Consider the following 24,123-nt stretch of genomic DNA (forward strand, 5'->3'; position numbering starts at 1 on the left):
TCACTATCCTGTAAGCCTTGTACAGATAAACCAACTCTTAAATTGCACATATGAAAACTATTTCAAAATCAGTGGTGGCTGTGATTCTTGGTGGAGGTGCGGGTAGCCGGTTGTATCCTTTAACAGCCAGCCGTTCCAAACCCGCCGTACCTATTGCAGGTAAATACCGTTTGGTTGATATTCCGATCAGTAACTGTATCAACAGTAATATCAACCGCATGTTTGTATTAACACAGTTTAATTCTGCTTCACTCAATAAACATATCAAGAACACCTATCATTTCAGTGCATTCAGTACCGGGTTCGTAGACATCCTGGCGGCGGAACAAACGCCTGATAATGCAGGATGGTTTCAGGGAACGGCAGATGCGGTAAGGCAATCCCTCCGCCATATCTCTAACCTGGAATTTGATTATATCCTTATCCTCAGTGGTGATCAGTTATACCAGATGGATTTCAGCGAAATGATGGCCGCCCACAAAGAAAAGGGTGCGGATATCTCGATTGCTACTATTCCGGTAGACGATCGCGATGCACCCGAGTTCGGAATCCTGAAAACCGATGAGAACAATTATATTACTTCCTTCATCGAAAAACCCAAAAAAGACGTACTGCCTGATTGGGTGAGCGATACAGGTGCCGAAATGCAGAAGCTCGGTAAACATTACCAGGCATCCATGGGTATCTATATTTTCAGCAAACAGGTATTATATGATCTGCTGAATGATAAATATCCGAATGCTACCGATTTCGGTAAAGAGATCATACCGGAATCCATTGTTAACCACAAAGTAGTGGGCTTCCAGTACGATGGTTACTGGACGGATATCGGAAATATTTATTCTTTCTACGAAGCCAACCTGGCTTTAACACAGGAGATTCCGCCCTTCAATTTATTCGACAACACCAAAACTGTTTATACCCGTGCACGTATGCTGCCACCGGCCAAGATCAGTGGTACCACACTGGAGAAAACCATTATCGCCGAAGGTTCCATTATTCTGGCGAGCAGGATGGAGCAGAGTGTGGTGGGGATCCGTGCCAGAATCGGTCATGGTACCACCGTGGTAAATACCTATATCATGGGTAACGACTACTATGAAACCATTGATGAAATGGCGCAGGATAAACAGAAAGGCCTGCCCCTGATCGGCATCGGCGAACGTTGTTATATCAAAGACGCGATCATTGACAAGAACTGCCGCATCGGAAACGATGTACGCATCAACGGCGGTGCGCACCTTGCCAATACGGATCATGCATTGTACACCGTAAAAGATGGGATTGTGGTAGTGAAGAAACAGGCGGTGTTACCTGATGGTTTTGTGATATAAAACGTGAATCGTGAATCGTGAATCGTGAGTATAACTTCCCACTCACTACTCACCACTGACGACTCACGATTGACGACTCACGAAAACATCCTTCGGGATGTTTTTTTATTGTATTTTAGATTACGTGTAAATATTACATGATACTTTAAACGATTGCTATGTCAACCACCTACGCTGGTGCCAAACCCCGTTTGGGATTCTGGCAGATCTGGAACATGTGTTTTGGTTTCTTCGGGATCCAGTTTGGCTGGAGCCTGCAGATGGGAAACATGAGTGCCATTTATGAATTCCTGGGCGCTTCTCCCGAACAGATTCCCGGCCTTTGGCTGGCAGCCCCCATGACGGGCCTGATTGTACAACCCATCATCGGTTATCTCAGCGATCGTACCTGGCATCCCAGGCTGGGAAGAAGGCGGCCTTATTTTCTGATCGGAGCCATCCTCAGTTCACTGGCATTATTTGTAATGCCCAATGCCTCTGCTATCTGGATGGCCGCAGGTACTTTGTGGATCCTCGATTCCTGTATCAATATCAGCATGGAACCCTTCCGTGCCTTTGTTGCCGATAACCTGGATGAGAAACAACGTTCCTATGGTTTTGCCATGCAGAGTATGTTTATCGGACTGGCTTCTTTTGTAGCCGGTTACCTGCCGCAGAAACTGGTAGAATGGCTGGGCGTTTCGCGCGATAAAACAGGTGGCGGTATTCCGGAGAATATCATGTACTCCTTTTATATAGGTGGTGCTGTATTTCTTTTATCTGTTTTGTATACCGTATTAAAAAGCAAAGAATATCCACCGGCTGATCCGGAATGGAAAGAAAAACTGAATGCATCGGGTCATGGTTTTATGGGTGGTGTAAAAGAGATCTTTTCATCGATGGTGAATATGCCCGACCAGATGAAACGACTGGCCCTCGTTAATTTTCTTACCTGGCCGGGTCTCTTTCTGATGTGGTTTTATTACAGTACCGGTGTGGCCGCAGATATTTTTGGCGGCGATCCCAAGAACAGCAGCGATGTGTATACGAAAGGATTGGAATATGCCAATACCACATCGGCCATCTTAAACCTTGTCACTTTTGGATTTGCTTTTACCCTTCCTTTCTGGGTAAGCAAACTCGGGAAAAAATATACCCATACTGCCTGCCTGCTTTTAGGGGGCATCGGTTTAATTGCGGTGAATCATATTACGGATCCTGCCATGTTATACGTGGCCATGGGGCTGGTAGGCATTGCATGGGCCTCCATTCTGTCTATGCCTTACTCCATGCTGGCGGGTTGTTTGCCTGAAAACAAGATCGGGATCTATATGGGCATCTTCAATTTCTTTATTGTTTTGCCTGAAATCATCGCTTCCCTGTTTTTTGGAAAGATCATGGAGAATGTTTTGCATAACGACAGGCTGCTGGCCGTACAGATCGGTGGCTGTTTGTTATGTCTAGCCGCCATTGTCTGCGCCGTTATTGTAAAAGAAAACAAACCTACCCCTTAGTATGAAAAAGATTGTATTGTTCGGTTATGCCATGCTGGGAATGGTACTGGTATCTTTTGCGCAGTATGCGAAACTATACCCCAGCAACTGGTATACCGGAATGAAATGGAACAAAGTGCAGGTATTGGTACGCGGAGACTATGATGGGTTCAGTAAAGAAAAAGTCCGTATCAACTATCCCGGTGTTACCCTTACAAAGGTTAATACTTTTGAAAACGGTAAATACCTGGCACTCGATCTTACCATTGCTGCTATTGCCAAACCTGGCACGGTTACCATCGAATTTTTAGAGGGAAATAAAGCACATGCGGTGGCATGGCCGCTGAAACCCAGGCGAGAAGGCAGAAATAAAAACTTTGCGCAGGGAGTTACCTCTTCCGACTTCATTTATTTCCTCATGCCCGATCGGTTCAGTAATGGCGATGAAAATAACGACCGCATAGCGGGTCTTCGTGATCAAAGCCTCAACCGCGATTCCATTTTCCATCGCCATGGCGGCGATCTGCAGGGGGTGATCAATCACCTGGATTACCTGCAGAACCTGGGTGTAACAGCCTTGTGGATGACACCGGTGCTGGAGAACGATATGCCCAACCGCACAGAACACGGATATGCATTTACCGATCATTACCGGATCGAATCCCGTTTTGGCGGAGAAGCTGCGTATAAAAAATTAAGCGATGCCCTGCACCAGCGCGGTATGAAACTGATACAGGATGCGGTGTACAACCATGTGGGCAGTTATCATTTTATTGTACAGGATGCACCGGCCAAAGACTGGTTACACCAATGGTCCAGCTTTACGCAAACCAGTTACAAAGACCAGCCCATTTTTGATCCCTACGGCGCAAAATCGGATGCGAAAAAAACAGCCGATGGATGGTTTACAAGGGAAATGCCCGACCTGAACCAGCAGAATCCCTTTGTGGCCAATTTCCTTATACAACATGCCCTCTGGAGCGTGGAAGAGTTTGGCGTGGATGGCTGGCGTATTGATACCTATCTCTACAACGATCTTCCTTTTATGAACCGTTGTAACAAAGCACTCACAGATGAGTATCCACACATGACCATGTTCGGCGAAGTATGGGTGCACGGTGTGATTAACCAGGCTTATTTTGGAGAGAATAAAATGGATGTTCCTTTTAAAAGTAACCTGCAGGGACTGGTAGATTTTCAAACCTTGTTGTATGGCATTCAGCCTGCGTTGAACCAGCCCTTTGGCTGGACAGAAGGCGTGAACAAACTCTATAATACACTCAGCAACGATCTGGTATATAAAGATCCGATGCGGAATGTGATTTTTCTCGATAATCATGATATGACACGTTTTTTCAGTACCGTAAATGAAGATGTGGCCAAACAAAAAATGGGGCTGGGCTGGCTGTTTACCTGCCGCGGTATTCCGCAATTGTATTATGGTACCGAAGTGTTAATGAAAGGAGTGGCCAATCCGGATGGTTGGGTAAGACTGGATTTTCCTGGAGGATGGAAAGGCGATACAAAGAATGCTTTTACCGGCGAAGGACTAACCGAAACGGAAAAAGAAGTACAGCAATACACCCGTACGTTGGGCAATTTCCGAAAAGGATCTTCTGCATTAAAAACGGGTAAATTCATGCAATACCTGCCTGTGGATGGTCTGTATGTGTATTTCAGGTACGATGCGGGTCAGACCATCATGTGTATCATGAATACATCGGATACAGAAAAAAAGATAGAAATGACTGATTATGCCGAACGTACCAGCGGGTTTGGCAGGGGCAGGGATGTGGTTACAGGCTCGGTTTTGACAGGAAGTTTTACCATCCCCGCCAAAAAAATTACTATATTAGAACTACTTAAATAAAAATCAACACCATGCAAACAGGAACCGTCAAATTTTTTAACGAAGCCAAAGGCTTTGGATTTATCAAGGCAGATGATGAAGCAAAAGAATATTTTGTTCATGCCACCGGACTAAACGGAAAAGTCAGCGAGAACGATAAAGTCCAGTTTGAAGTGGAAGAAGGTAAAAAAGGACCAATGGCTGTACGTGTTACCAAGATAGGATAAACGAACAAGATAGAAACTAAAAAGGTGTACCGGCTGGTACACCTTTTTAGTTTCCTGTAGTGTATATTTTATAAAGAAACAATCCAGAGTCGTTTATCAGCTTCCTTGCCCCAGTCTTTAAAACCCTTTTTCAATTCTGCATATAACTGTTCCCAATTTACTTTTTTCCCTTTCTGCACCGGATTCAGTTGCGCAGGTGTGGGCTCTGTTAATTCTACTTTGGTAGCAAACCAGGTAGTGTATAACCTGGGCACGGCCAGTCCGAGTATCATGCCGGGTAAACCGCCAAAACTTTCGGGTCCGCTGCTTACCGGAATCTGGTCGGTATAAAAAGCAACTACATACACAGAATCACAGATCCTTGTCACTGCTTTCCTGCATTCAAAGCCGGCGATCTGCCTGGTTTCATCGGTGATCCGCCATTCCAGGTTACGCAGACTGTCTTTTATCACATAGGTATTTTCAAATACTTCCCGCTGGGTAGAAACGGTCTTATTATCGAGATCCTGCACCACGCCATCTGTTTCGGTAGGTTTGGTGCCCCACATGAGGTATTTGTTGTCATTGTTTTCCTTTGCCAGTTTATAGCGCGATCTGTTGCTGTCAAAACGGAGTTCGTAGATATCGGTGATAGTTTTTGGATAGGCTTTCAGCATTGCCTGCATCCAAACACTGCTTTCGGCTTGTTCTTCAATGCCTTTGTGCTGGTTGAGTTTTTTCTCATATTCCACACGTCCCTTGGTAATGAACTGGGTTTGCGCAGAAGCCGTGAATATACAGCCGAAGCAGGCGATAAAAAGTATTTTTTTCATATTAAAAACCGCTGGTTGGTTTGCCATTTTTACTAAAATTATAGATCAGAGAAAGAAGGAAATAACGTTGTATGGTCTGGTTGGTGGTTTCCGAAATGAAGTTGCTGCTGGCACTTCGGTTAACACCCCTGTTCTGGTTAAACAGGTCATTCACATATAATTTAGCCTCCCACTTGTCGTCTTTAGAGATCACTTTGCGGATGGAAGGGTTGAATATATATATATTCTGCTGGTTGGCAAATGCCGCTGTTTTCTGGAAGATGGTAGCTTCCATGCCCAGGTCAATATACGTTTTGATTTTTTTGAATTTTAGCTGCATGTTGGAATACGTTCCATATTGCCAGTATTTGGTTACTACATCCGGGCGGATAGATGATTTTGAATTAACATAAGTGGCATTAAAGTTCATCCAGAAATTGATCCACTTATCAGCCCAGTAACCGGAGTAGATGCCCAGGTTGATATTGTTATTCTCTGTTTCATTCTTCAGTCCATTGACTTGGTTTACATACCTGCTTTTACTCGGCCCCACATTAACACCCACATTCAGCGAGGGTACCAGGTCAAAACCATAACTGATATAGGCATTGGCATTGTAATTTCCCGATACATTGATGGCCTGGTTAATTCTTCTGCCGAAATTATCTACCGTAGATGCATTGGAGATCGCATTATCGGTAAATGAATAATTCATGCTGAAAGATATACTCCGGCTCTTGAGTACCTTATAGTCAGATGCCCTGAAATTGAAGCTGTGGTTAAATGCCTGCTTCAGGTTCGGATTACCGATGGTGATATTCAACGGATCAATATTGTCCAGAATCGGCTGGATCTGCTGCAGGGTAGGGTTACGGGTAGTACCGTTATAGTTGAAAGTTACCCTTCTTTGCTGTTTGGGTGTATAGTTCAAAGAAATGGAGGGTACAAAATTATTGAAGGTTACATTGCGGTCTGCATTTTTACGGATATCCGTCATGTGATAGGTAGAGGAACCATATCCTGTACCGATAGCGAAATTGAATTTCTTTACATTATAGCGAACGTTGAAACCCGCCTGGTTACCGGTAGTATTAAAGATAAAATGGTTACTCAGGGTATCTACATAATTTTCGTATTTGCCTGCACCATTTTTGCTGAGGGTATTTCTTTCTGCATCGTTCCGGGTCAGGTTCAGGCGGTAATTCAGTACCAGGAAAGTATTCTTCCACAAAGGTTCTGTATAGGTTAACAGCGAGTTAACGGTAGAACTGTTCTGTTTGTTCACTTTCATCTGGTCTACATTGTCCAGTTTTACCAGTGCCCCATTGGGGTCATAGAAACTGTTGGTAGCCAGCAATAACGTATTCTCTGCACGATCATTAAAGTTCAGATCCGTGTTCCAGGAAATGGTACGGCCGCTTTTCTTGAATTTCTTACGCCAGAAAACATTCGCATTCAGTGTTTTATTCTCATCGGTAGAAGAAGTGGTCCGGTTACTCTCATTGATCACTTTCCCATCTTCGCTGATCGATTGGCCGAGGTAAGTACTGATACCATTACTTCTTACAATTGATGGACGTGCCGTAATTTTTAACGAACTGGATGAATCTATCTGCCACTCATAAAAACTGGTAAGCTTATGACGGTTACGCGAAGCCACCTGACTTTGGGAAGTGGAGTTGATAAAACTGGTATCGGGCAGGATATTCTGTGTTTTACTGGTAGTAATACTGTTCACATCCAGGTCATTGTATTGATACGTGTTGTTACTGTTATGTTTGTCTTTGTTCCATTTGTTACTGAAGTGTACCCCCCCTGTCACGGAATTTGGAAAACCGCGTCCCCAGCTGAATTCATCTCCGCTGCTCCAGATACTGATGCCCCCATCATCACCAATCTGTGTGGTGGTATTGGCATCACCGGCATAGTTCCGGTTTTCATCCCAGTTCAGCGATTCAAATTTGGTATTGTCGGTTGTGATATAACCTGAGATCTTTCTTTTTCCTTTAAAAGCATTGGCCAGAACCTTGCCGTAACGGTATTTATCAAAATCAGTACCCGCTTCTGCTTTACCGAAATAGCCTTTCTTTTTATCTTCTTTCAATTGTATGTTCAGGGTCTTGATCTTTTGTCCATCATCAATTCCGGTAAAAGTGGCCTGGTCGCTTTTTTTATCAAAAGCCTGGATCTTGTCTACCGCATCGGCGCGGAGATTTTTGGTAACTACCGCCGGATCATCACTGAAGAACTCTTCTCCATCTACCAATATCTTTTCTACTTTGTCGCCCTGGGCTGTTATTTCGCCCTTGCTGTTTACCTGAATGCCCGGCATTTTCCGCAACAATTCCTGTACATCCGCATTGGCGCTTACATGAAAACTATCCGCTTTATACTCGGTGGTGTCTCCTTTTACCCTGATGGCACCTACCCGTTGCCGTACAATTACCTCCTGCAGCAGATTGGCTTTGGTAATCAGTGGCAAACTGCCCAGATCGCGGTCTTTGCCGGCTTCCAGACTGATTTTCTCTACATAATCCGCATAACTGGGATACGTCACCATCACAATAAAATTACCCGCAGGAAGATTCTTTAATTCAAAATTGCCTGTTGCACTGGTTCTCGTAAATTTAACGAGCACAGAGTCTTTGACTCTGAGTATGGAGATGACGGCATTGGAAAGATTTTGTTTGTTTAGGGTATCTGTTATGGTACCTTTAAGGGACACGGGCTGGGCAAATACAGAAACAGTAGCTGCCAGGCAAAATACAACAAGCAGGATGGGTAATTTTCTCATTGGTTAGTAGTATTGGCTATGGGATGCAATGGGGTGCAAAATCCATATTTGTCTATTAGTAACTAATTTTTTAGTTATAAACTAATGTTAAAAAAAAATATTATTTGATAATCACTGTATTATGCCTTCAAAAAATAAAGCTGCCACAGATATGAATGCTTCTTCCGGAAAAAAACAGACAGATACAGGAGTTAAGAATAGTACAAAGGTTGGAAAGTCGGCCCCTGAAAAATATGAAGAGATCCATTTCGTGGATAAGCGGCAAGCTGTATGGAATTATTCCCTGTTTTCGGATGAAGACATCCGGAATTTTCAGCAGGGCACCCACTACAGCCTGTATAATTTTTTTGGGAATAAACAACTGCAGGTGCTGGATGAATGGGGTACTTACTTTGCCGTATGGGCACCCAATGCTACTTTTTTGTCGGTGGTGGGATATTTCAATCACTGGGACAAAGAATCTCACCCGCTGAAAGTGAGGCAGGACAATTCCGGGATCTGGGAAGGCTTTATCCCGGGAGTGGGTGCAGGCGAAGCCTATAAATATCATATTCACGGCTACCAGGGAGTGAAACTCGATAAAGGCGATCCCTTTGCGCATTTCTGGGAGAAACGTCCGTATACCGCCTCTATTACCTGGCAAACCCAATATGAATGGAAGGATGCCGAGTGGATGAAAACAAGGAAGAAACACAATTCTCTCTCTTCCCCTTATTCCGTTTATGAAGTACACCTCGCCAGCTGGATGCGGCCCGACAAAAATGATGAAGAAGTATACAATACCTATGCACAGATCACCGAAAGACTGGTGCCCTATGTAAAAGAAATGGGTTTTACACACGTTGAATTTATGCCGGTGATGGAGCATCCCTTTGATGGCAGCTGGGGTTACCAGGGTACCGGTTATTTTGCACCCACTTCGCGCTTCGGCTCACCGCAGGAATATGCCGCCATGGTAGATGCTTTTCACCAGGCAGGCATTGGGGTGATACTGGATTGGGTGCCCTCGCATTTTCCGTATGATGCGCATGGACTGTTCATGTTCGATGGAACGCATACCTACGAATATGCAGATATGCGCAAAGGATATCACCCAGACTGGAATTCTTATATCTTCAATTATAAGCGGGGAGAAGTAAAATCTTTCCTTATCAGCAGCGCCCGTTTCTGGTGCGATCAGTTTCATACCGATGGCATCCGGGTAGATGCGGTAAGCTCTATGTTACGCCTCGATTACAGCCGCAGCGAAAGCCAGTGGGAACCCAACGAATATGGCGGTAACGGAAACATAGAAGCCATCGCCTTTATCACAGACCTGAACGAAACACTGTACCGCGATTTCCCGGATATACAAACCATTGCAGAAGAAGCCACCGACTGGCCCAAGATCAGCAAACCTACTTTTGAGGGTGGATTGGGCTTTGGGATGAAATGGATGATGGGCTGGATGCATGATACACTGGATTATTTTAAAATGGATCCCTTATTCCGCCAGTTTCACCAGGATAAATTCTCTTTCAGTATGATGTATTTCTACGATGAGAATTTTATGCTGCCCCTCAGTCATGATGAAGTAGTGCACGGCAAAAGTCCGATGCTCTACAAAATGCCCGGAGACGAATGGCAGAAATTTGCCAACCTGCGTGTGCTATATACTTATATGTTTACACACCCCGGGGCCAAGCTGCTGTTTATGGGTGATGAGTTCGGGGCCACCAACGAGTGGAATTACAAAAGTGAACTGCAATGGGAATTATTGCAGCACCCGAGCCATGGTGGCATGAAATACTGTGTACAGAAACTGAATGAACTTTACCGCTCAGAGCCGGCGCTCTATGAAAAACAGTTTGAACCCGGCGGATTTGAATGGGTAGACCTGAACCACCGCAGCGAATCGGTGCTGGTGTACATGCGTAAGGGCAAAAAGGAAAAAGACAATATGCTCATCATCCTCAATGTAACACCGGTAGTAAGGCATAACTGGGAGATCTATGTACATGGCAAGGGCAAATGGGCCGAGGTCTTCAACAGCGACAGCAAAGAATTCTGGGGAACCGGTGATGTATACAATCCCGAAGTCGGCAGCGAGCTGGTAGATAAACCTTCCAAATGTTATAAGATCAGGGTAAACCTGCCCGCGCTGGGTGCCATTGTGCTGAAATAAGCAGGAACCGGTCAGAGGCAGGGATAAGCCGGAATCATTTTTTTCCGGGCAATAGTAACTTTACTGCCTGTTAACCGTTACACCCCAAAAGAACGTATGAAAAAGATAGCAATCTCCCTGGCCCTGGTACTGATCAGTTTTGTTTCGGTGCAGGCACAGAAAGTAGTATACGATGACCATGCCGAAAAAAGAGCGATCGGCGCTTTTCATGCCATTGAAACCTCTTCGGGTATTGAAGTGGTGATCAGTAAGGGCGATAAAGAAGAGCTGGCCGTAAGTGTGGGCAACCAGGAATACATGGATCAGGTAAAAACAGTAGTGGACAATGGTGTACTCAAAATCACCAGAACCAGTGATGACTGGAAGTTCTGGAACAAATGGAAAAACTGGCGGGTAAAAGTATATGTGTCTTATGTAACCCTTGATGCAGTGAAAGCCACCAGCGGTGGTTCTATCAATGCTTCCGATATCAATCTTTCTTCTTTAAAAGCCCGCCTCGGTAGTGGTGGTTCCATTTCGCTCAGTGGTAAAATCGATAACCTGGATGTGGATGGCAGCAGTGGTGCCCAGTTCAGGGGTTATTCGCTGATCACTAACCAATGTAAGGCCGAAGCCAGTAGTGGTGCGGGTGTGCAGGTTACGGTAAACAAAGAAATCTCAGCCAAAGCCAATAGCGGTGGTTTTATCCGTTTCAAAGGCGAAGGACTGATCCGCGATATCAATGTAAATAGTGGCGGCAGTGTGAAACGGCAAAATCAGTAGGGAACAGAGGAACAGACGAACAGATGAACAAGGAACAGACGAACAAGGAACAGACGAACAAGGAACAGACGAACAAGGAACAGACGAACAAACAGGCAGAACATAAAACCAAGAACTTAGAACATAGAACTTAAAACGGTTTCTGACTACTCTCTCCGATCATCTGTTCATCTGTTCCTTGCTCAATATTCATCTGTTCCCCCTGCTATTCACATCTTATTCACCTTATTTTCCCATTAACATTTCGGTAATACACGATTTCATTGATTCTGTTGTCTTTATAGGAACTTTACACTATTAAAAAGCATCAGCTATGAAAACGAGATCGTATCAATTACTGGTGAATGCAGCAGGACAGATGATTCAGCAACATGCTTTTGATCATTTGCCGGATGACAAGTTATCGCGGATGTACAGTTGTTTCCGTTGCATTGGTGAATCAGCCAATAATGCTGAGGTCATGGATGCAGAAACAGAATTGCTTCGTTTATGCAGCGAGGCCAACCTGTATGTAGAAACAGCCACACCACAATCCATCCAGCAATGGCAGACCGCTATGAGTTATTTTGGGTTAACGGCTACATCGCCTGTGGTGGAAGAGGGAGAATAATCCGGAACGTGGTTCCTTTACCGGGCTCACTCCATTTTACAAAGAGTTTTCCTTTGTGATACTGCTCAATTATCCTTTTGCTGAGCGAAAGGCCAAGACCCCATCCTCTTTTCTTGGTAGTAAAACCGGGTTTAAAAACCTCTGTAACATTTGTTTTTGAAATTCCTTTTCCGGTATCCGTCACATCGATGAGTAAATATTTTTCGTTGGTTTCTGCACTGATGGTGATACTGCCGTTACCCTCGATCGCATCCAGTGCATTTTTGATAAGGTTCTCCAATACCCAGTCGAAGAGGGGAGGCGATAATAATATCACAGTATTCCTGATCGGGGCATCATCAAACACAAAACTCACCTGCCCACCCGTTCGCCGCTTCATATACTCCATCATATGATGCATCTGGTCTGCCGGCTTGTGTATTTCGAGCTGCGGCTCGCTGCCTATTTTGCCAAAGCGGTCGGTAATGAGTAAAAGGCGGTTAATGTCTTTCGCTATTTCAGGAACAATGTCCTGATTGCCCTCCCGTTCCTTTAAGATCTCTAACCAGCCCTGCAGGCTCGATACGGGTGTTCCCAGCTGGTGCGCCGTTTCCTTAGCCATTGATGCCCATAACTGGTTCTGTGCGCTTCTGTACGAGGTTTGCAGCGCCAGTATCGCAATGGTGATGAACAATGCCACAATGATCAACTGCACCAGCGGATATAACTGCACTTCTTTCTGCAGATCACTCTCACCGTAATAATACCGGTTAGCCGTATAAGGGTCTTCCTTTAAAACAATAACAATTGGTTTGTTATTATAACGTTTAAATTCAGCCAGTTTTCTTTTGAGGTAACCTGGGTCGGCCCGTACCAACTGACTGTCGAGGTTGATATGATTACCCGTAATACTATCCCGTTCATTTGTTTCAATAATCGGGATCCGCGTATTTTCTGTAGAGATCTTGGTAGCCAGGTTAATACTGGCACTGTCTGATGAATTCAATATTGTGCGTTGAGCTTCTACCCAGGCTTCCACATTTTTTCGTTCCTCCCTCGCTATTTTACCCGACACATACTGCGAATAAAAAATAGTACCACTTACCAGTACAATGGCAATACAGGTAAGTACGATTTTCCAGTTAAGCCATTGAGGGAACATAGGGTAATGAGTGAATGGTGAATGGTGAATGGTGAATGGTGAATGGTGAATGGGATCTGTCTGAAAGTAAATTTAATGGATTATCGGATTCCATCCGCCCGTCTCTAATCCGCAAATCCGTCATCCGTTAATCCGCTAATCAAAACATAAAAAAGGCAGCTACCATATAGTAACTGCCTTTCTCGTGAGTAGTGGAGAAATCTTAGCTGAACAGACCTCCCTTTTTCAGGGTCTTAACACCCTGTCCGATTTTGAAACCATTGTTGTAGATTTCGATGGTATAATTACCTTCCTTGTATTTCTCGTTTTGTCCGCAATTAAAGCTAACCGGACTGGCTTTTCCCTGCTCGTAGTTCACACTTACTTTGCTGGAGAATGCTTTGGTGCCTTCTTCGCGGGTATTGAATGTACCGCCCTCGCCTACAACTTTACCGTCTGGCCCGGTTACAATTACAAAGATGTCTTTGGTGCCGGTAGGGGTAACGCGGTTTTCATCCAGCATAAATGCTACGCGGATCATGTTGGCGCGTTTGGCGGTGCTGGTTTCTTTTTCTTTACCGCTGCTGCTCACTTTAATAGCTGCCACACCGATGGAGGAAGCATGCAGGGTAGATGCTACGTCTACTTTGTCTTCCAGTTGTTTTTTCTCGGTTTTGGTGGTGGTCAGGTTTTGTTCCAGACTTTGCTTATCGGCAGTTAACTGTGTTTTTTCAGTGGTCAGTTGCTGGTTGGCTGATGTTAACTGCTGATTTTCCCCCTTTAGTTTATCAATTTCAGCAAACAGGCCATCAATTTTACCATTCAGCTCGCCGATCATCTGTTTGGCCTGGGCCAGTTCAGAATCAGAAGCGTTCTTCTTTTTCAGGATGCTGCCGATATTGGTCTTCAGTTTCTGGATGGCTGCGTTTTTATCCGCCAGGTCGCCCTGCAGCTGGATATTATTCTGGGTTAAAGAATCCGCTTTGGCCGAAACAGACAGGAACTCCTGCTGGATGGCATTACGGGCGCTGTCTATGTTCACGATCCGGGTTTCCAGCAGGGTAACCGTTTCGCGTGTCTGGCTTTTGTCGTAGATAATGTAGCCCCAGGTGCCGATCAGGGCCGCTATCAGAATTCCGTATATTAGTTTACGGTTGTCTTTTTGCTGCGGATATTGCGATCCGGGTGTGCTGCTGGCGGTTTCTGTGTAACTCATGTGTCAGGGTTTTTTGTGTCAGAAAATTATTAAAATTTATCAGATGCTTACAGAACTTTTATTGCTGGATATTGAGACAGTGCCTCAGTTTCCGGCCTTTACAGACATGGATTCCGGCTGGCAAAGCCTGTTTTTGGACAAAATATCCAAAACTGTGCCAGAAGAGGTATTACCCGAAGAAATTTACCGGAAGCGGGCCGGGATACTGGCCGAATTCGGTAAGATTATCTGTATTTCCACCGCTTTTTTCTATGAGGCCGAAGACGGGCAACCGGCCCTCAAAATGAAAAGTATCTATGGAAATGATGAGGTAGAAATACTGCGTATTTTTACTGATTTGTGTAATAAAATGTACCAGCACCACCGGCATTTCCAGTTTGGTGGGCATAATATCAGGGAATTCGATATCCCTTATATCTGCCGCCGGCTGCTTATTAACCGCCTGCCACTGCCCGAATACCTGCAACTCCACGATAAAAAACCCTGGGAAGTGAGGATGTTTGACACACTGAACTGGTGGAAATTCGGAGATAATAAGAATTATGTGTCCCTGCACCTGCTGGCCAATGTGCTGGGAATTCCTACTTCCAAATCAGATATAGACGGCAGTATGGTGCAGGATGTGTATTACATCGAACAAAATTTACCCCGTATTGTGGACTATTGCCAGCGGGATGTGGTAGTAACCGCCAACGTGATCCTTCGGTTCAAAAACCTGCCTTTGCTTACAGAAGAGCGGATAACGGTTGTATATTCCCCTTAACTTAGTAAAAGGAGGGTTGATTGTGGATTACTGTGACTCATGCTCACTACACTATTGACAACGAGCTTTCTTATGTTTAAAACTTTCAGCGGGCTTTTTTCGCGATTCGTTCGCGGTACTTCATCTTTGCACCCATGTCGGCAGAAAAGATCATAAGTGAATGGAAAAAAGGGGTATTCAAGCCCATTTACTGGCTGGAGGGAGAGGAATCTTATTTCATCGACCAGGTAGTAAACCATGCCGAACATAAAATTCTGAACGAAGCTGAAGCCGGTTTTAACCTCACCATTTTTTACGGAAAAGATGCCGAATGGGCTTCGGTGGTCAATGCCTGCATGCGTTACCCCATGTTTGCCGAGCGCCAGGTAGTGATTTTGAAAGAAGCCCAGCAGATGCGTGATATTGAAAAGCTGGAGAACTATATCGAGAACCCATTGGCCACAACAGTATTTGTGGTAAGCTATAAAGAAAAGAAAGTAGATGGCCGCTCAAAACTGGCCAAAGTGCTGAAACAGAAAGGGGAGATGCTTACTACCAAAAAAATGTATGATAACCAGTTACCCGACTGGGCCGGTACGATGGTGCAGCAGCACGGATTAACCATTTCGCCCAAAGCATTGCATTTGCTGGTAGATCATATTGGTAACGATCTCAGCCGGATCCAGAACGAAATAGAAAAACTGGCCGTTAACCTTGGCGCCCGGAAAAATATCACCGAAGATGATATTGAAAATTATATCGGGGTAAGTAAGGAATTTAATGTGTTTGAACTGCAAACGGCTATTGCGCAGAAAGACCTTGCCAAAGCCATCCGCATCATCCGTTATTTCGAGGCCAACCCCAAGGCAGGACCGATTCAGATGATCCTGCCTGCTTTGTATAACTTCTTCAGCAAAGTGTTCATGATTTTCAGTGTACCCAATCCCGACGAAAAATCGGTAGCTACGGCACTGGGTGTGAATCCCTATTTTGTCCGCGATTATCTGGGTGCCGCCCGTAAATACGATTACAGCGGTGTTGAAAAGATCCTTTTATTATTGCATCAATACAATCTTCGTGGTATCGGTGTACACGATGGTGGCACTTCTGATGCCGGTCTGATGAAAGAGATGGCCGTGAAAATGATGGCCTGAGCATTCCATTGACTTTTCCTGGTAAACAGGCCAGGATATGTGAAACCTGTAAGTCTCCCATCTGCTTATGTAACAGCTTTTCTCCGTTTACTGATCAACTTTGTAGGGTTCATTATTTGCAGTTTTGCCTACGCTTTCGGGTGTTACACCTGCTTCACCTTACAATTTACTTTATGAAAAATGTTACCCGTATTCTAACCTGTTTACTGCTGGTGCTGGTGGTGGCCAGTTGTTCCTCACTTAACAAGTCGCAGAAAGGAGCCGTTATCGGAACCGCAGGTGGTGCCGCAGTAGGTGGTGCTATCGGTAGTATGTCAGGGCATGTAGGTCTGGGTGCCATACTCGGCGCAGCAGTGGGTGGCATCGGTGGTGCTATCATTGGTCATAAAATGGATAAGCAGGCAGCAGAAATTCAAAATGATCTTCCTAATGCCAAAGTAGAAAGAGTGGGTGAGGGTATCGTGGTTGAGTTCAGCGACAAGATCCTTTTCGCTGTAAGCAGTGCCGATCTTTCGGGCGAATCCAAAACCAATCTCGATAAGCTGAATACCATCCTGGTAAAATACCCGGATACCAATATTGAAATACAGGGTCATACCGATAATACAGGCTCCAGTGCCTATAACCAGAGTTTGTCTGAGCGCAGGGCTACTGCGGTTAGTAATTACCTGGCTTATACAGGCGTAAATGCTTCCCGTTTAACCCGCAAGGGATATGGCGAAGAAGATGCCAAATACACCAACGAAACCGTAGAAGGCAGAATGCAGAACCGGAACGTACAATTCCTGATCTCGGCCAATGCCAAGATGAAAGAGGAAGCGAAGAAAGAAGCGGGAACCGGTAATTAGTTATAACATACAGGCAGTATCCAATAGAATCAGCGAAGTATCAATCAATACTTCGCTGATTTTTTTGGGCACGGTTATGAATCTGTTGTTTTTTTGTTGCCTTGATAAAGAATCATAAGCATGGTGTAGATGGCCACCAGGTAAAAATATTCTTTACTGCTGATCCAATCTTTGCCTGCAAAAGATTGAATGATCATTAGAACTGGTATAAGAATAACCAGTATGGATAAAAAAATCAGATAGTTTTTCATATTCCATTTTTTAATCAATGGCTTCAGAATATATACAGTCGCCAAATTCGAATAATGTAATTGCGGCCCCGATCCATCCTGCTTTTTTTGCCAGCCATTTAGACGTGGCGATGACTACTTCCTGGATACCATCTTTGGCAAGTTTTGTGAGGCCTGCGATCCCTAAAACACCTGTCGATCCAACTCCAACCGCCTCTTTCAGGCAATTCCATACTTCATCAAGTGTCAGGCCCGCTTTATTTACCGCCATCCCATTTGTTTGTGGAAAAATGGGGAGTTGCGCAAAGGGGGTTGGCCGACCAAGCCTGTTACTGATCGCTTCTTTTGTTCGCTGCCATTCAAATTCCTTAGAGTGAAAACCTTTTTCCATTGCATTCAGCAAAATCCTTTTTGTTTGGACTTCGTCAAATTGAAGCAGGAATCTATTCTGATTCAGAAGAGCCAGAATATCATTATCCACCTTATTCTTTAAGGTGATAACATTTTCAAATTGTAACCCGAATTGTTCATAAACGGCCGGAATTTTTGTTTCATCATCCCCTGTTGTTTTTAGTTCCCGGATAAAACCTGCACGTTGATTTTTTGCGATAACAGACCGGTGATAATTGACTAACTCCATCAGATCAGGGATAAATGTTTTACTGAAATCATGAAAACTTTGTGTAGTTACCAGATTTTCTACAGCCTGTTCCTCTGTCATAGAATCTGCTGTATTTTTTGTACAGGATAGAATAACAAAAGAGGTTACAATAAAAACCCATAGAAAAATGAAATACTTTTTCATAACTGTCATTTTTTGGTTTTGTTGAAACAGCTGTTTGCTGTGTTCCCGTTTCAACTCCGGGTCTTACCTTGCTGTTTTAAAGGGCAAAGTTGTCAGAAAGAATTCAAGCCCATCATTGGCCAAATGATGCACTAAAATTCCAAACCCGATCATCCCTTTCCAAGGAACGGACCCGGAACAATGTCAACCAAACCGACAGATATCTACGGGTATAAAAATACCGTTGAAATACTAGTCCTCATAGCGTGTTTTCACCCTTTTTTCTGATCAGGAAAGCCTGTATTATTGTAAGGTCTGCCACCCTTCCAAAACCATTCGTATGTACCAACGAAGCGAAGAAAGAATGCGTATTGCCCGTAATATCCGGCTCATCAGGGAATTACGTAATTACGACCAGCGTTATGTGGCATCGGCCCTGCAGGTGGGGCGGTCTACTTTATCTACCTGGGAAAACGGCTTGTCTGAAGTAAAAATCGAAACCCTGATCAGGCTGGCCGTTGTACTCGGACTCGAGGATTATCGCCAGATCATCGACTTTGACCCGGATGCCCTATTCAAAAAAAGTGATACTAATAGCGGGTAAGCGAACTATGCCAACACAGCGGCAGCTGATAGCTGGTCTTTCTGTAATTGCGATTTCAGTTCTTCCAGCCCATTGAACTTTACTTCGCCACGGAGATAGTGGTGTACATGCACCTGTAAAGTTTTTCCGTATATGTCTTCGTTGAAGTCGAAAATATTGACCTCTATCACCCGCTTCTTTCCATCCACGGTTGGCCGGAGCCCGATATTCATCATGCCCTTATAACTGATAGGAGAAACCTCACTACCCACTGACCACTCGCCACTCACATTCTCATTCACCACCACCGCATATACCCCATTTCCCGGTATCAGTTTCTCTTCACTGCTTATATGCAGGTTAGCAGTAGGAAACCCGATGGTGCGGCCCAGTTTGTTTCCTTCAATCACTATGCCCTCAAAAAAATAAGCATAGCCCAGAAAGCGGTTGGCCGTATCCGTATCGTTTGCCGAAATGGCCTGGCGGATGCGTGTAGAACTGATCACGATCTCGTTCACCAATTGCTCAGAAATCTCCTTTACTTCAAAACCGAGTGTTTGTCCATAGGTTTTCAGTAACTGGTAATTGCCCTCCCTTCCTTTGCCAAAACGATGATCGTAACCAATGATCACGGTATGTGGCCTGAAATAATGATAGAGGAAATCTTTTACATACTCTTCTGCGGTCTGGTTCGAAAAACGATGGTCAAAGGGAACTACTACCAGGTGATCAATGCCTGCCGCTTCGAGTAAACGTATTTTTTCGGAGAGAGTGGTCAGTAGTTTCACATCGCCGGGTACCGAAGAAACAATTTTACGGGGATGGGGATGAAAAGTGATGATCACCGTTTCGCCGCCAATCCTTGCAGCTTCTTCCTTCATTTGTGCAATAATCTTCCGGTGGCCCTGGTGCACCCCATCAAATGTACCGATGGTAACCACCGCCTTTGTAAATTCCGGTAAAGACCCTGCCAATTCTCGATGTACCCGCATAATTACCGCAAAAGTAAGGGACTAAATCCGGAAATTTTGGAAATGAGAGAAGGGGAAATTGGTACCCCTATGCCGAATCTGTACCTTTGCCCCATTCCAGAATTTCCCTCCCGTTGCGGTGGGACCAAAATTTGCAAATGTCTCTATACGCACAACGCGGAGTATCGGCCCAGAAAGAAGAAGTACACGCAGCCATCCAGAAACTGGACCAGGGCTTATACCCCCATGCTTTTTGTAAGATCTATGCCGATCTGCTTTGCGGCGATCCGGATTGGGTGAATATCATGCATGCCGATGGGGCGGGCACCAAAAGTATCCTGGCCTATCTCTACTGGAAAGAAACCGGTGATGTATCAGTATGGAAAGGTATTGCCGAAGATGCTGTGGCCATGAACCTGGATGACCTGCTTTGTGTTGGCGTAACCGATAATCTCTTGTTTTCTTCCACCATCGACCGTAATAAACGCCGGATACCCGGAGAAGTATTGGAGGCGGTGATCAATGGCACCCAGGAATTTTTTGACCGGTTAAGCACTTACGGTGTAAACATTCATTACCTCGGTGGCGAAACAGCCGATGTGGGTGATGTGGTGAGAACCATTGCCGTGAACGGTACCATGACCGCCCGCTGGCCCAAAAACAAACTGGTAACGAACGATAAGATAGCGGCTGGTAATGTGATCGTTGGGTTTGGCAGTTCAGGTAAGTGCGCATACGAAAATGCCTATAACAGTGGCCTCGGCAGTAACGGATTAACCAGTGCCCGGCACGATGTACTCTCCAAATATTACGCAGAAAAATATCCGGAAACCTTTGAACCCTCGCTCAGCAATGAAGTGGTGTATATTGGTGCCAACCGGATGACGGATGAGATAGATGTAAAGGGCGTAAGTTTATCCGTAGGTAAATTATTATTGTCGCCCACCCGTACCTATGCACCACTGCTGAAAATCCTGCTCGACCGGCATTTTGACGATATCAACGGCCTGATCCATTGCAGCGGGGGCGGTCAGACCAAGTGTATGAAATATCTGCCCCGTCCGCTGGCCATTATCAAAGACAATTTATTTGATGTGCCGCCTATTTTCCAGCTCATCCAGAAAAATTCGGGTGCCGATTACCGCGAAATGTACCAGGTATTTAATATGGGCCACCGGCTGGAACTGTTTACCCATGAAAAAGCTGCAGCAGCTATGATGGACGTAGCAGAAAAACTGGGAATCGAAGCACGGATTGTGGGCAGGGTGGAAGCGGCTGAAAAATCTTCTTTACTGCTGAAAGGTAGTTTTGGGGAGATTGTGTATTAAAGTTGTGCAGGTAAATGGTTGATTGAGCCACCAACAAAGGCAGGGATTGTTATCGGTAACTTAAATAAGCAGGTAGTTGACTGCTTCTTGTTAACTAATCGTAATTTAGAATCATGTCAGACATCGTAGTATCCATCCATAATGCAGATATTTTTCAGGGCGATAACCTGGTACTGCAGAACGTAAATTTCAATATTACCCGCGGGGAGTTTGTGTACCTGGTAGGAAAAACCGGTACCGGCAAAAGCAGCCTGCTGAAAACCCTGTACGGAGAACTGACCCTTACCAAGGGCGAAGCTTCTGTGGTGGGTTTTGACCTGCGCACCATGGACTGGAAAAAAGTGCCCTTCCTGCGCCGTAACCTGGGGGTAATCTTTCAGGATTTTCAGTTGCTGACCGACAGAAATGTACAGGAGAACCTTCGTTTTGTATTAAAAGCCACCGGCTGGCAGGATGAACGGCTGATGGAAGAAAAGATCAACGATGTACTCGAAAAAGTAGGTCTGAAAAGCAAAGGCTTCAAAATGCCCTTTGAAATGAGCGGTGGCGAGCAGCAACGCGTAGATATTGCCCGTGCCTTACTCAACTCCCCCAAATTAATTCTGGCCGACGAGCCCACCGGTAACCTCGACCCCGAAACCAGCGACGAGATCATGCAGCTCCTCATGCAGATCTCCAGAGATTATGGCACAGCCGTACTCATGGCCACCCACGATTTCATCGTCATCAACCGCTACCCTTCACGGATGCTTAAGACAGAGGGCGGTAAAGTAATTGATAGTGCTGCGGTATAGTTGATTATTCGTTACGGATCTGTTGCAACCCCGTGTTACCCATACAAGAAACCTGTAACCAGAAACTTGTAACCTGTAACCAAATCCCTACCCCCAAATCCACCCCACCTGTTTCTTCGCATTGGCCTCGTTGTTGAACATGGGCGTAAGCAGATGTTTGCGGAGTTCTATTTCGTCTGGAGTAAATGGCTGGTGATATAATTGTGCAATGATATCGCAGAAAGCATTGGCAGTAGTTCCTATATGGCAGGCAGCTTCAAGATTACTTCCGGCAATGGTGGCATCATTCACAACACAATGCCGGCCATGAAAGAGGGCATTTACCAATTTGGTTTTCATACCGGTAGTAGTAAAAGAAGGGATTACATTGATATGCGCTTTCGCGATCATATCCTGCATTTCTTTTTCGGAGGGATTAGCTACGAGGCAGGTATGGTTCTGGGCGTGCGCCAGTTCTACCAGTTTTTCGGAAGGATTTTTCCCGGCTATCACAAAGGGAACTTTGATTTTGGTGAATACATTTTCGAGTAACCAGGTAGCGGCTTTGTCATTGGCATCTACACTCAGATCTCCATGATAAAAACAATACGTACCCATTCCTTCCAGGCAGCTCACTTTCCAGTCGGGGATGTACAAAGAGAGGTGTTCAATATTTTGGCAGCCCAGTTCTTTGCGGTAAACTGCATCATCTTTTTCGGTCGTTCCCCAGAACACGGCTTTAGAAGCAATCTTTTTCTCGTAGGACTTCAGCAGCCAGCTCTCGATCCGGTAATACATTTTTTTCAGCAGCGAGGAAGTGCTTTTGCTGAGGTCATGGTAGTATTGGTATTCTACATTATGCACCCGCACAAAACATTTCCGGTTGGCAAACCGTTTGTCGAGCAGCGGATAGGTACAATGCACACCTTCCATAAAAATCGGGTAATCATCTTTCAGCAGGTTCTCCAGCAACTGTTCATTCTTACGGCTCGAAACAATATACGGCAGGGTATTGGAAATGCCTTTATGGCCTATATACCGGGGGTAATACTGTACCGTTTCGCAATATTTGTTCAGTTCTGTTTGTACCCCGCGGCCATACTCAAAACAATGCAGGTGAATTTTGATACCCTGTTGCTGAAAAGCAGGTAGTTTGTAAAACACATCCATTACCCCACCATAATCAGCCGGGTAGGGTACATTGAAGGAGATAATATGTAAATGCTTTTCCACTAGGTTATTTCTTTATAAAAACCGATCAGTACCTGTTCCTCGTTTCCCCAGTTCAGCTTGTTTCTTGCAAACAGGCAGTTCTTTCGTAATTCTTCATACAGAACATCATCAGACAACAGATTGTTCAAAGCATCGGAAATTGTTTTGGGACTTGTATCTGTAATCAGGTAAGCGATGTTGAAACTTTGATTTATAGCGGCATATTCCGGGTAATTCACGCATACCTGCGGAATTCCAGCCATTGTATAATCGAAGAAACGATTGGCCAGTGAAAAATACTGGTTCATGCCCTTTGATTCGAAGAGGGTAAGACCGATATAGGCCGTTGGTGTAATAGTCAGCAGTTCTTCGGGGGTTACATAACCTCTTAGCGCTACTTTATCCGTTACCCCATATTGTTTTATCAGTTCTAGCGTCTGTTCATAAAAATTACCCTTCCCGCAGATAAGCAAGCGGGCGTTCACTTCTTTCATGGCCGGGATCAGGCTTTCAAAACAACGCCCCTCATTCACGGCACCCTGGTACAGGATCCATTTTTCTGATGAAAGATCTTTTTCAGGTAAAGCTGTCAGACGGGGAAGATTTCTGACTACGGCATAGTTAACACCATATCTTTTTTGCAGCTCTGCCCGGATACTTTCGTTCACTGTATAACCAAGGGGGAACTTTGGCACGGCAAATTTTTCTACTGCCAGCCAGAAACGGTGAACCAGCGGACGGGATAATACTTCTTTCTGCTCCGTAAAAATCTCGTGAGCATCGTACACCCGTTTTTGTTTTTTGATAGCCGTTACAAAGTAAACCGGCAGGATGGTATCCAGGTCGATGGCGCAGATCATATCCGCCTGCTGAAACAGGAGGTAGCAGGCTAAGCGGATATTATACTCCGCATAAAAAGCCAGTCCCCTGTTAAAAAAACAACGCAACCTTTTTTGCCGGAAATTTTTGACAGGAAGTTCAATTGATGTTTTTAACTGCCTGCCTATCAATGTTACTGTATGCCCCTGCGCTGCCAATGTACCGGCAATCCGATGCATGCGCTGGTCATATCGGAGGTCGTTGGTAACGGTGAAGATAATTCTGGACAAAACAAGAGAGCTTATGCAACAAATATACCGGCTGGCAGATTAACATACTG

Annotated in this window: 22 protein-coding genes; 13 read left to right on the forward strand and 9 right to left on the reverse strand. The window is 44.9% G+C overall.

Features of this window, described 5'->3' with window-relative positions:
• Positions 1-50: 50 nt before the first annotated feature.
• The 4 genes from AC1RNB_RS02160 to AC1RNB_RS02175 all read left to right on the forward strand — a co-directional run bounded on the left by AC1RNB_RS02160 (position 51) and on the right by AC1RNB_RS02175 (position 4,882).
• Positions 51-1,334, forward strand: coding sequence for a glucose-1-phosphate adenylyltransferase (locus AC1RNB_RS02160; protein WP_493080296.1), 1,284 nt, complete (start codon positions 51-53; stop codon positions 1,332-1,334).
• A gap of 158 nt (positions 1,335-1,492) precedes the next feature.
• On the forward strand, positions 1,493-2,827 hold the full coding sequence (locus tag AC1RNB_RS02165; protein WP_493080298.1) for an MFS transporter: 1,335 nt from the start codon (positions 1,493-1,495) through the stop codon (positions 2,825-2,827).
• 1 nt (position 2,828) lies between these two features.
• The gene (locus tag AC1RNB_RS02170) at positions 2,829-4,676 is read left to right on the forward strand and encodes a glycoside hydrolase family 13 protein (RefSeq protein ID WP_493080300.1); all 1,848 of its coding nucleotides are present in this window, start codon (positions 2,829-2,831) and stop codon (positions 4,674-4,676) included.
• 11 nt (positions 4,677-4,687) lie between these two features.
• A complete protein-coding gene (locus AC1RNB_RS02175) occupies positions 4,688-4,882 on the forward strand; it encodes a cold-shock protein (RefSeq protein WP_493080302.1) in 195 nt (64 codons plus the stop codon).
• Between the two features lie 68 nt (positions 4,883-4,950).
• Here AC1RNB_RS02175 and AC1RNB_RS02180 read toward each other — a convergent pair whose 3' ends face one another.
• Positions 4,951-5,694, reverse strand: coding sequence for a GLPGLI family protein (locus AC1RNB_RS02180; RefSeq protein ID WP_493080304.1), 744 nt, complete (start codon positions 5,692-5,694; stop codon positions 4,951-4,953).
• 1 nt (position 5,695) lies between these two features.
• Positions 5,696-8,467, reverse strand: a complete 2,772-nt coding sequence (locus tag AC1RNB_RS02185; protein ID WP_493080306.1) for an outer membrane beta-barrel protein — start codon at positions 8,465-8,467, stop codon at positions 5,696-5,698.
• Between the two features lie 121 nt (positions 8,468-8,588).
• Here AC1RNB_RS02185 and glgB point away from each other — a divergent pair, with 121 nt between their 5' ends.
• The 3 genes from glgB (at position 8,589) to AC1RNB_RS02200 (ending at position 12,003) form a co-directional block, all read left to right on the forward strand.
• Positions 8,589-10,631 (forward strand): 1,4-alpha-glucan branching protein GlgB, encoded by a 2,043-nt coding sequence (gene glgB / locus AC1RNB_RS02190; protein ID WP_493080308.1) that lies wholly within the window; start codon positions 8,589-8,591, stop codon positions 10,629-10,631.
• A 96-nt stretch (positions 10,632-10,727) separates the two neighbouring features.
• Entirely contained in the window at positions 10,728-11,393 is a 666-nt protein-coding gene (locus AC1RNB_RS02195) for a GIN domain-containing protein (protein WP_493080310.1), read from the forward strand.
• 313 nt (positions 11,394-11,706) lie between these two features.
• Entirely contained in the window at positions 11,707-12,003 is a 297-nt protein-coding gene (locus AC1RNB_RS02200) for a hypothetical protein (RefSeq protein ID WP_493080312.1), read from the forward strand.
• On the opposite strand, the gene AC1RNB_RS02205 is transcribed toward AC1RNB_RS02200, so the two are convergent.
• Positions 11,972-13,144 carry a sensor histidine kinase gene (locus AC1RNB_RS02205; protein ID WP_493080314.1) on the reverse strand — a complete coding sequence of 391 codons (1,173 nt, stop codon included), beginning with the start codon at positions 13,142-13,144 and terminating at the stop codon, positions 11,972-11,974. The genes AC1RNB_RS02200 and AC1RNB_RS02205 overlap by 32 nt on opposite strands.
• A gap of 202 nt (positions 13,145-13,346) precedes the next feature.
• The gene (locus tag AC1RNB_RS02210; RefSeq protein WP_493080316.1) at positions 13,347-14,339 is read right to left on the reverse strand and encodes a DUF8428 domain-containing protein; all 993 of its coding nucleotides are present in this window, start codon (positions 14,337-14,339) and stop codon (positions 13,347-13,349) included.
• A 43-nt stretch (positions 14,340-14,382) separates the two neighbouring features.
• On the opposite strand from AC1RNB_RS02210, the gene AC1RNB_RS02215 reads away from it, so the two are divergent.
• The 3 genes from AC1RNB_RS02215 to AC1RNB_RS02225 all read left to right on the forward strand — a co-directional run bounded on the left by AC1RNB_RS02215 (position 14,383) and on the right by AC1RNB_RS02225 (position 17,083).
• A complete protein-coding gene (locus tag AC1RNB_RS02215; RefSeq protein WP_493080317.1) occupies positions 14,383-15,102 on the forward strand; it encodes a ribonuclease H-like domain-containing protein in 720 nt (239 codons plus the stop codon).
• A gap of 134 nt (positions 15,103-15,236) precedes the next feature.
• The gene (gene holA / locus AC1RNB_RS02220) at positions 15,237-16,235 is read left to right on the forward strand and encodes a DNA polymerase III subunit delta (RefSeq protein ID WP_493080319.1); all 999 of its coding nucleotides are present in this window, start codon (positions 15,237-15,239) and stop codon (positions 16,233-16,235) included.
• A 173-nt stretch (positions 16,236-16,408) separates the two neighbouring features.
• Positions 16,409-17,083: a YiaD family glycine zipper/OmpA-like lipoprotein gene (locus AC1RNB_RS02225; protein WP_493080321.1), complete on the forward strand. Its 675-nt coding sequence runs from the start codon at positions 16,409-16,411 to the stop codon at positions 17,081-17,083.
• Between the two features lie 74 nt (positions 17,084-17,157).
• Here AC1RNB_RS02225 and AC1RNB_RS02230 read toward each other — a convergent pair whose 3' ends face one another.
• Positions 17,158-17,334: a hypothetical protein gene (locus AC1RNB_RS02230; protein WP_493080323.1), complete on the reverse strand. Its 177-nt coding sequence runs from the start codon at positions 17,332-17,334 to the stop codon at positions 17,158-17,160.
• Positions 17,335-17,344: 10 nt separating this feature from the next.
• Positions 17,345-18,118, reverse strand: a complete 774-nt coding sequence (locus tag AC1RNB_RS02235; protein WP_493080324.1) for a hypothetical protein — start codon at positions 18,116-18,118, stop codon at positions 17,345-17,347.
• Positions 18,119-18,437: 319 nt separating this feature from the next.
• On the opposite strand from AC1RNB_RS02235, the gene AC1RNB_RS02240 reads away from it, so the two are divergent.
• Positions 18,438-18,701: a helix-turn-helix domain-containing protein gene (locus tag AC1RNB_RS02240; RefSeq protein WP_493080326.1), complete on the forward strand. Its 264-nt coding sequence runs from the start codon at positions 18,438-18,440 to the stop codon at positions 18,699-18,701.
• Positions 18,702-18,706: 5 nt separating this feature from the next.
• Here the strand turns inward: AC1RNB_RS02240 and AC1RNB_RS02245 are convergent, their stop codons facing one another.
• Positions 18,707-19,672, reverse strand: coding sequence for a bifunctional riboflavin kinase/FAD synthetase (locus tag AC1RNB_RS02245; protein WP_493080328.1), 966 nt, complete (start codon positions 19,670-19,672; stop codon positions 18,707-18,709).
• Between the two features lie 137 nt (positions 19,673-19,809).
• On the opposite strand from AC1RNB_RS02245, the gene AC1RNB_RS02250 reads away from it, so the two are divergent.
• Positions 19,810-20,979 (forward strand): AIR synthase related protein, encoded by a 1,170-nt coding sequence (locus tag AC1RNB_RS02250; protein ID WP_493080330.1) that lies wholly within the window; start codon positions 19,810-19,812, stop codon positions 20,977-20,979.
• Between the two features lie 113 nt (positions 20,980-21,092).
• Entirely contained in the window at positions 21,093-21,773 is a 681-nt protein-coding gene (locus AC1RNB_RS02255; RefSeq protein ID WP_493080331.1) for a cell division ATP-binding protein FtsE, read from the forward strand.
• A gap of 87 nt (positions 21,774-21,860) precedes the next feature.
• On the opposite strand, the gene AC1RNB_RS02260 is transcribed toward AC1RNB_RS02255, so the two are convergent.
• Positions 21,861-22,985: a glycosyltransferase family 4 protein gene (locus AC1RNB_RS02260; RefSeq protein ID WP_493080332.1), complete on the reverse strand. Its 1,125-nt coding sequence runs from the start codon at positions 22,983-22,985 to the stop codon at positions 21,861-21,863.
• Positions 22,985-24,073: a glycosyltransferase gene (locus AC1RNB_RS02265; RefSeq protein WP_493080333.1), complete on the reverse strand. Its 1,089-nt coding sequence runs from the start codon at positions 24,071-24,073 to the stop codon at positions 22,985-22,987. Before AC1RNB_RS02265 ends, AC1RNB_RS02260 begins: the two co-directional genes overlap by 1 nt.
• Between the last annotated feature and the right edge of the window lie 50 nt (positions 24,074-24,123).

It is taken from the genome of Sediminibacterium sp. GW821-FHT12F12 (genome assembly GCF_058806635.1).

Excerpts from the sequence above, each read along its gene's own strand:
- AC1RNB_RS02215 (WP_493080317.1), top strand. The coding sequence starts at position 14,383 with ATGCTTACAGAACTTTTATTGCTGGATATTGAGACAGTGCCTCAGTTT.
- AC1RNB_RS02205 (WP_493080314.1), bottom strand. The coding sequence starts at position 13,144 with ATGTTCCCTCAATGGCTTAACTGGAAAATCGTACTTACCTGTATTGCC.
- AC1RNB_RS02165 (WP_493080298.1), top strand. The coding sequence starts at position 1,493 with ATGTCAACCACCTACGCTGGTGCCAAACCCCGTTTGGGATTCTGGCAG.
- AC1RNB_RS02175 (WP_493080302.1), top strand. The coding sequence starts at position 4,688 with ATGCAAACAGGAACCGTCAAATTTTTTAACGAAGCCAAAGGCTTTGGA.
- AC1RNB_RS02255 (WP_493080331.1), top strand. The coding sequence starts at position 21,093 with ATGTCAGACATCGTAGTATCCATCCATAATGCAGATATTTTTCAGGGC.
- holA (WP_493080319.1), top strand. The coding sequence starts at position 15,237 with ATGTCGGCAGAAAAGATCATAAGTGAATGGAAAAAAGGGGTATTCAAG.
- AC1RNB_RS02210 (WP_493080316.1), bottom strand. The coding sequence starts at position 14,339 with ATGAGTTACACAGAAACCGCCAGCAGCACACCCGGATCGCAATATCCG.
- AC1RNB_RS02225 (WP_493080321.1), top strand. The coding sequence starts at position 16,409 with ATGAAAAATGTTACCCGTATTCTAACCTGTTTACTGCTGGTGCTGGTG.
- AC1RNB_RS02235 (WP_493080324.1), bottom strand. The coding sequence starts at position 18,118 with ATGAAAAAGTATTTCATTTTTCTATGGGTTTTTATTGTAACCTCTTTT.
- AC1RNB_RS02180 (WP_493080304.1), bottom strand. The coding sequence starts at position 5,694 with ATGAAAAAAATACTTTTTATCGCCTGCTTCGGCTGTATATTCACGGCT.
- AC1RNB_RS02195 (WP_493080310.1), top strand. The coding sequence starts at position 10,728 with ATGAAAAAGATAGCAATCTCCCTGGCCCTGGTACTGATCAGTTTTGTT.
- AC1RNB_RS02250 (WP_493080330.1), top strand. The coding sequence starts at position 19,810 with ATGTCTCTATACGCACAACGCGGAGTATCGGCCCAGAAAGAAGAAGTA.
- AC1RNB_RS02245 (WP_493080328.1), bottom strand. The coding sequence starts at position 19,672 with ATGCGGGTACATCGAGAATTGGCAGGGTCTTTACCGGAATTTACAAAG.
- AC1RNB_RS02240 (WP_493080326.1), top strand. The coding sequence starts at position 18,438 with ATGTACCAACGAAGCGAAGAAAGAATGCGTATTGCCCGTAATATCCGG.
- glgB (WP_493080308.1), top strand. The coding sequence starts at position 8,589 with ATGCCTTCAAAAAATAAAGCTGCCACAGATATGAATGCTTCTTCCGGA.
- AC1RNB_RS02200 (WP_493080312.1), top strand. The coding sequence starts at position 11,707 with ATGAAAACGAGATCGTATCAATTACTGGTGAATGCAGCAGGACAGATG.
- AC1RNB_RS02185 (WP_493080306.1), bottom strand. The coding sequence starts at position 8,467 with ATGAGAAAATTACCCATCCTGCTTGTTGTATTTTGCCTGGCAGCTACT.
- AC1RNB_RS02230 (WP_493080323.1), bottom strand. The coding sequence starts at position 17,334 with ATGAAAAACTATCTGATTTTTTTATCCATACTGGTTATTCTTATACCA.
- AC1RNB_RS02170 (WP_493080300.1), top strand. The coding sequence starts at position 2,829 with ATGAAAAAGATTGTATTGTTCGGTTATGCCATGCTGGGAATGGTACTG.
- AC1RNB_RS02160 (WP_493080296.1), top strand. The coding sequence starts at position 51 with ATGAAAACTATTTCAAAATCAGTGGTGGCTGTGATTCTTGGTGGAGGT.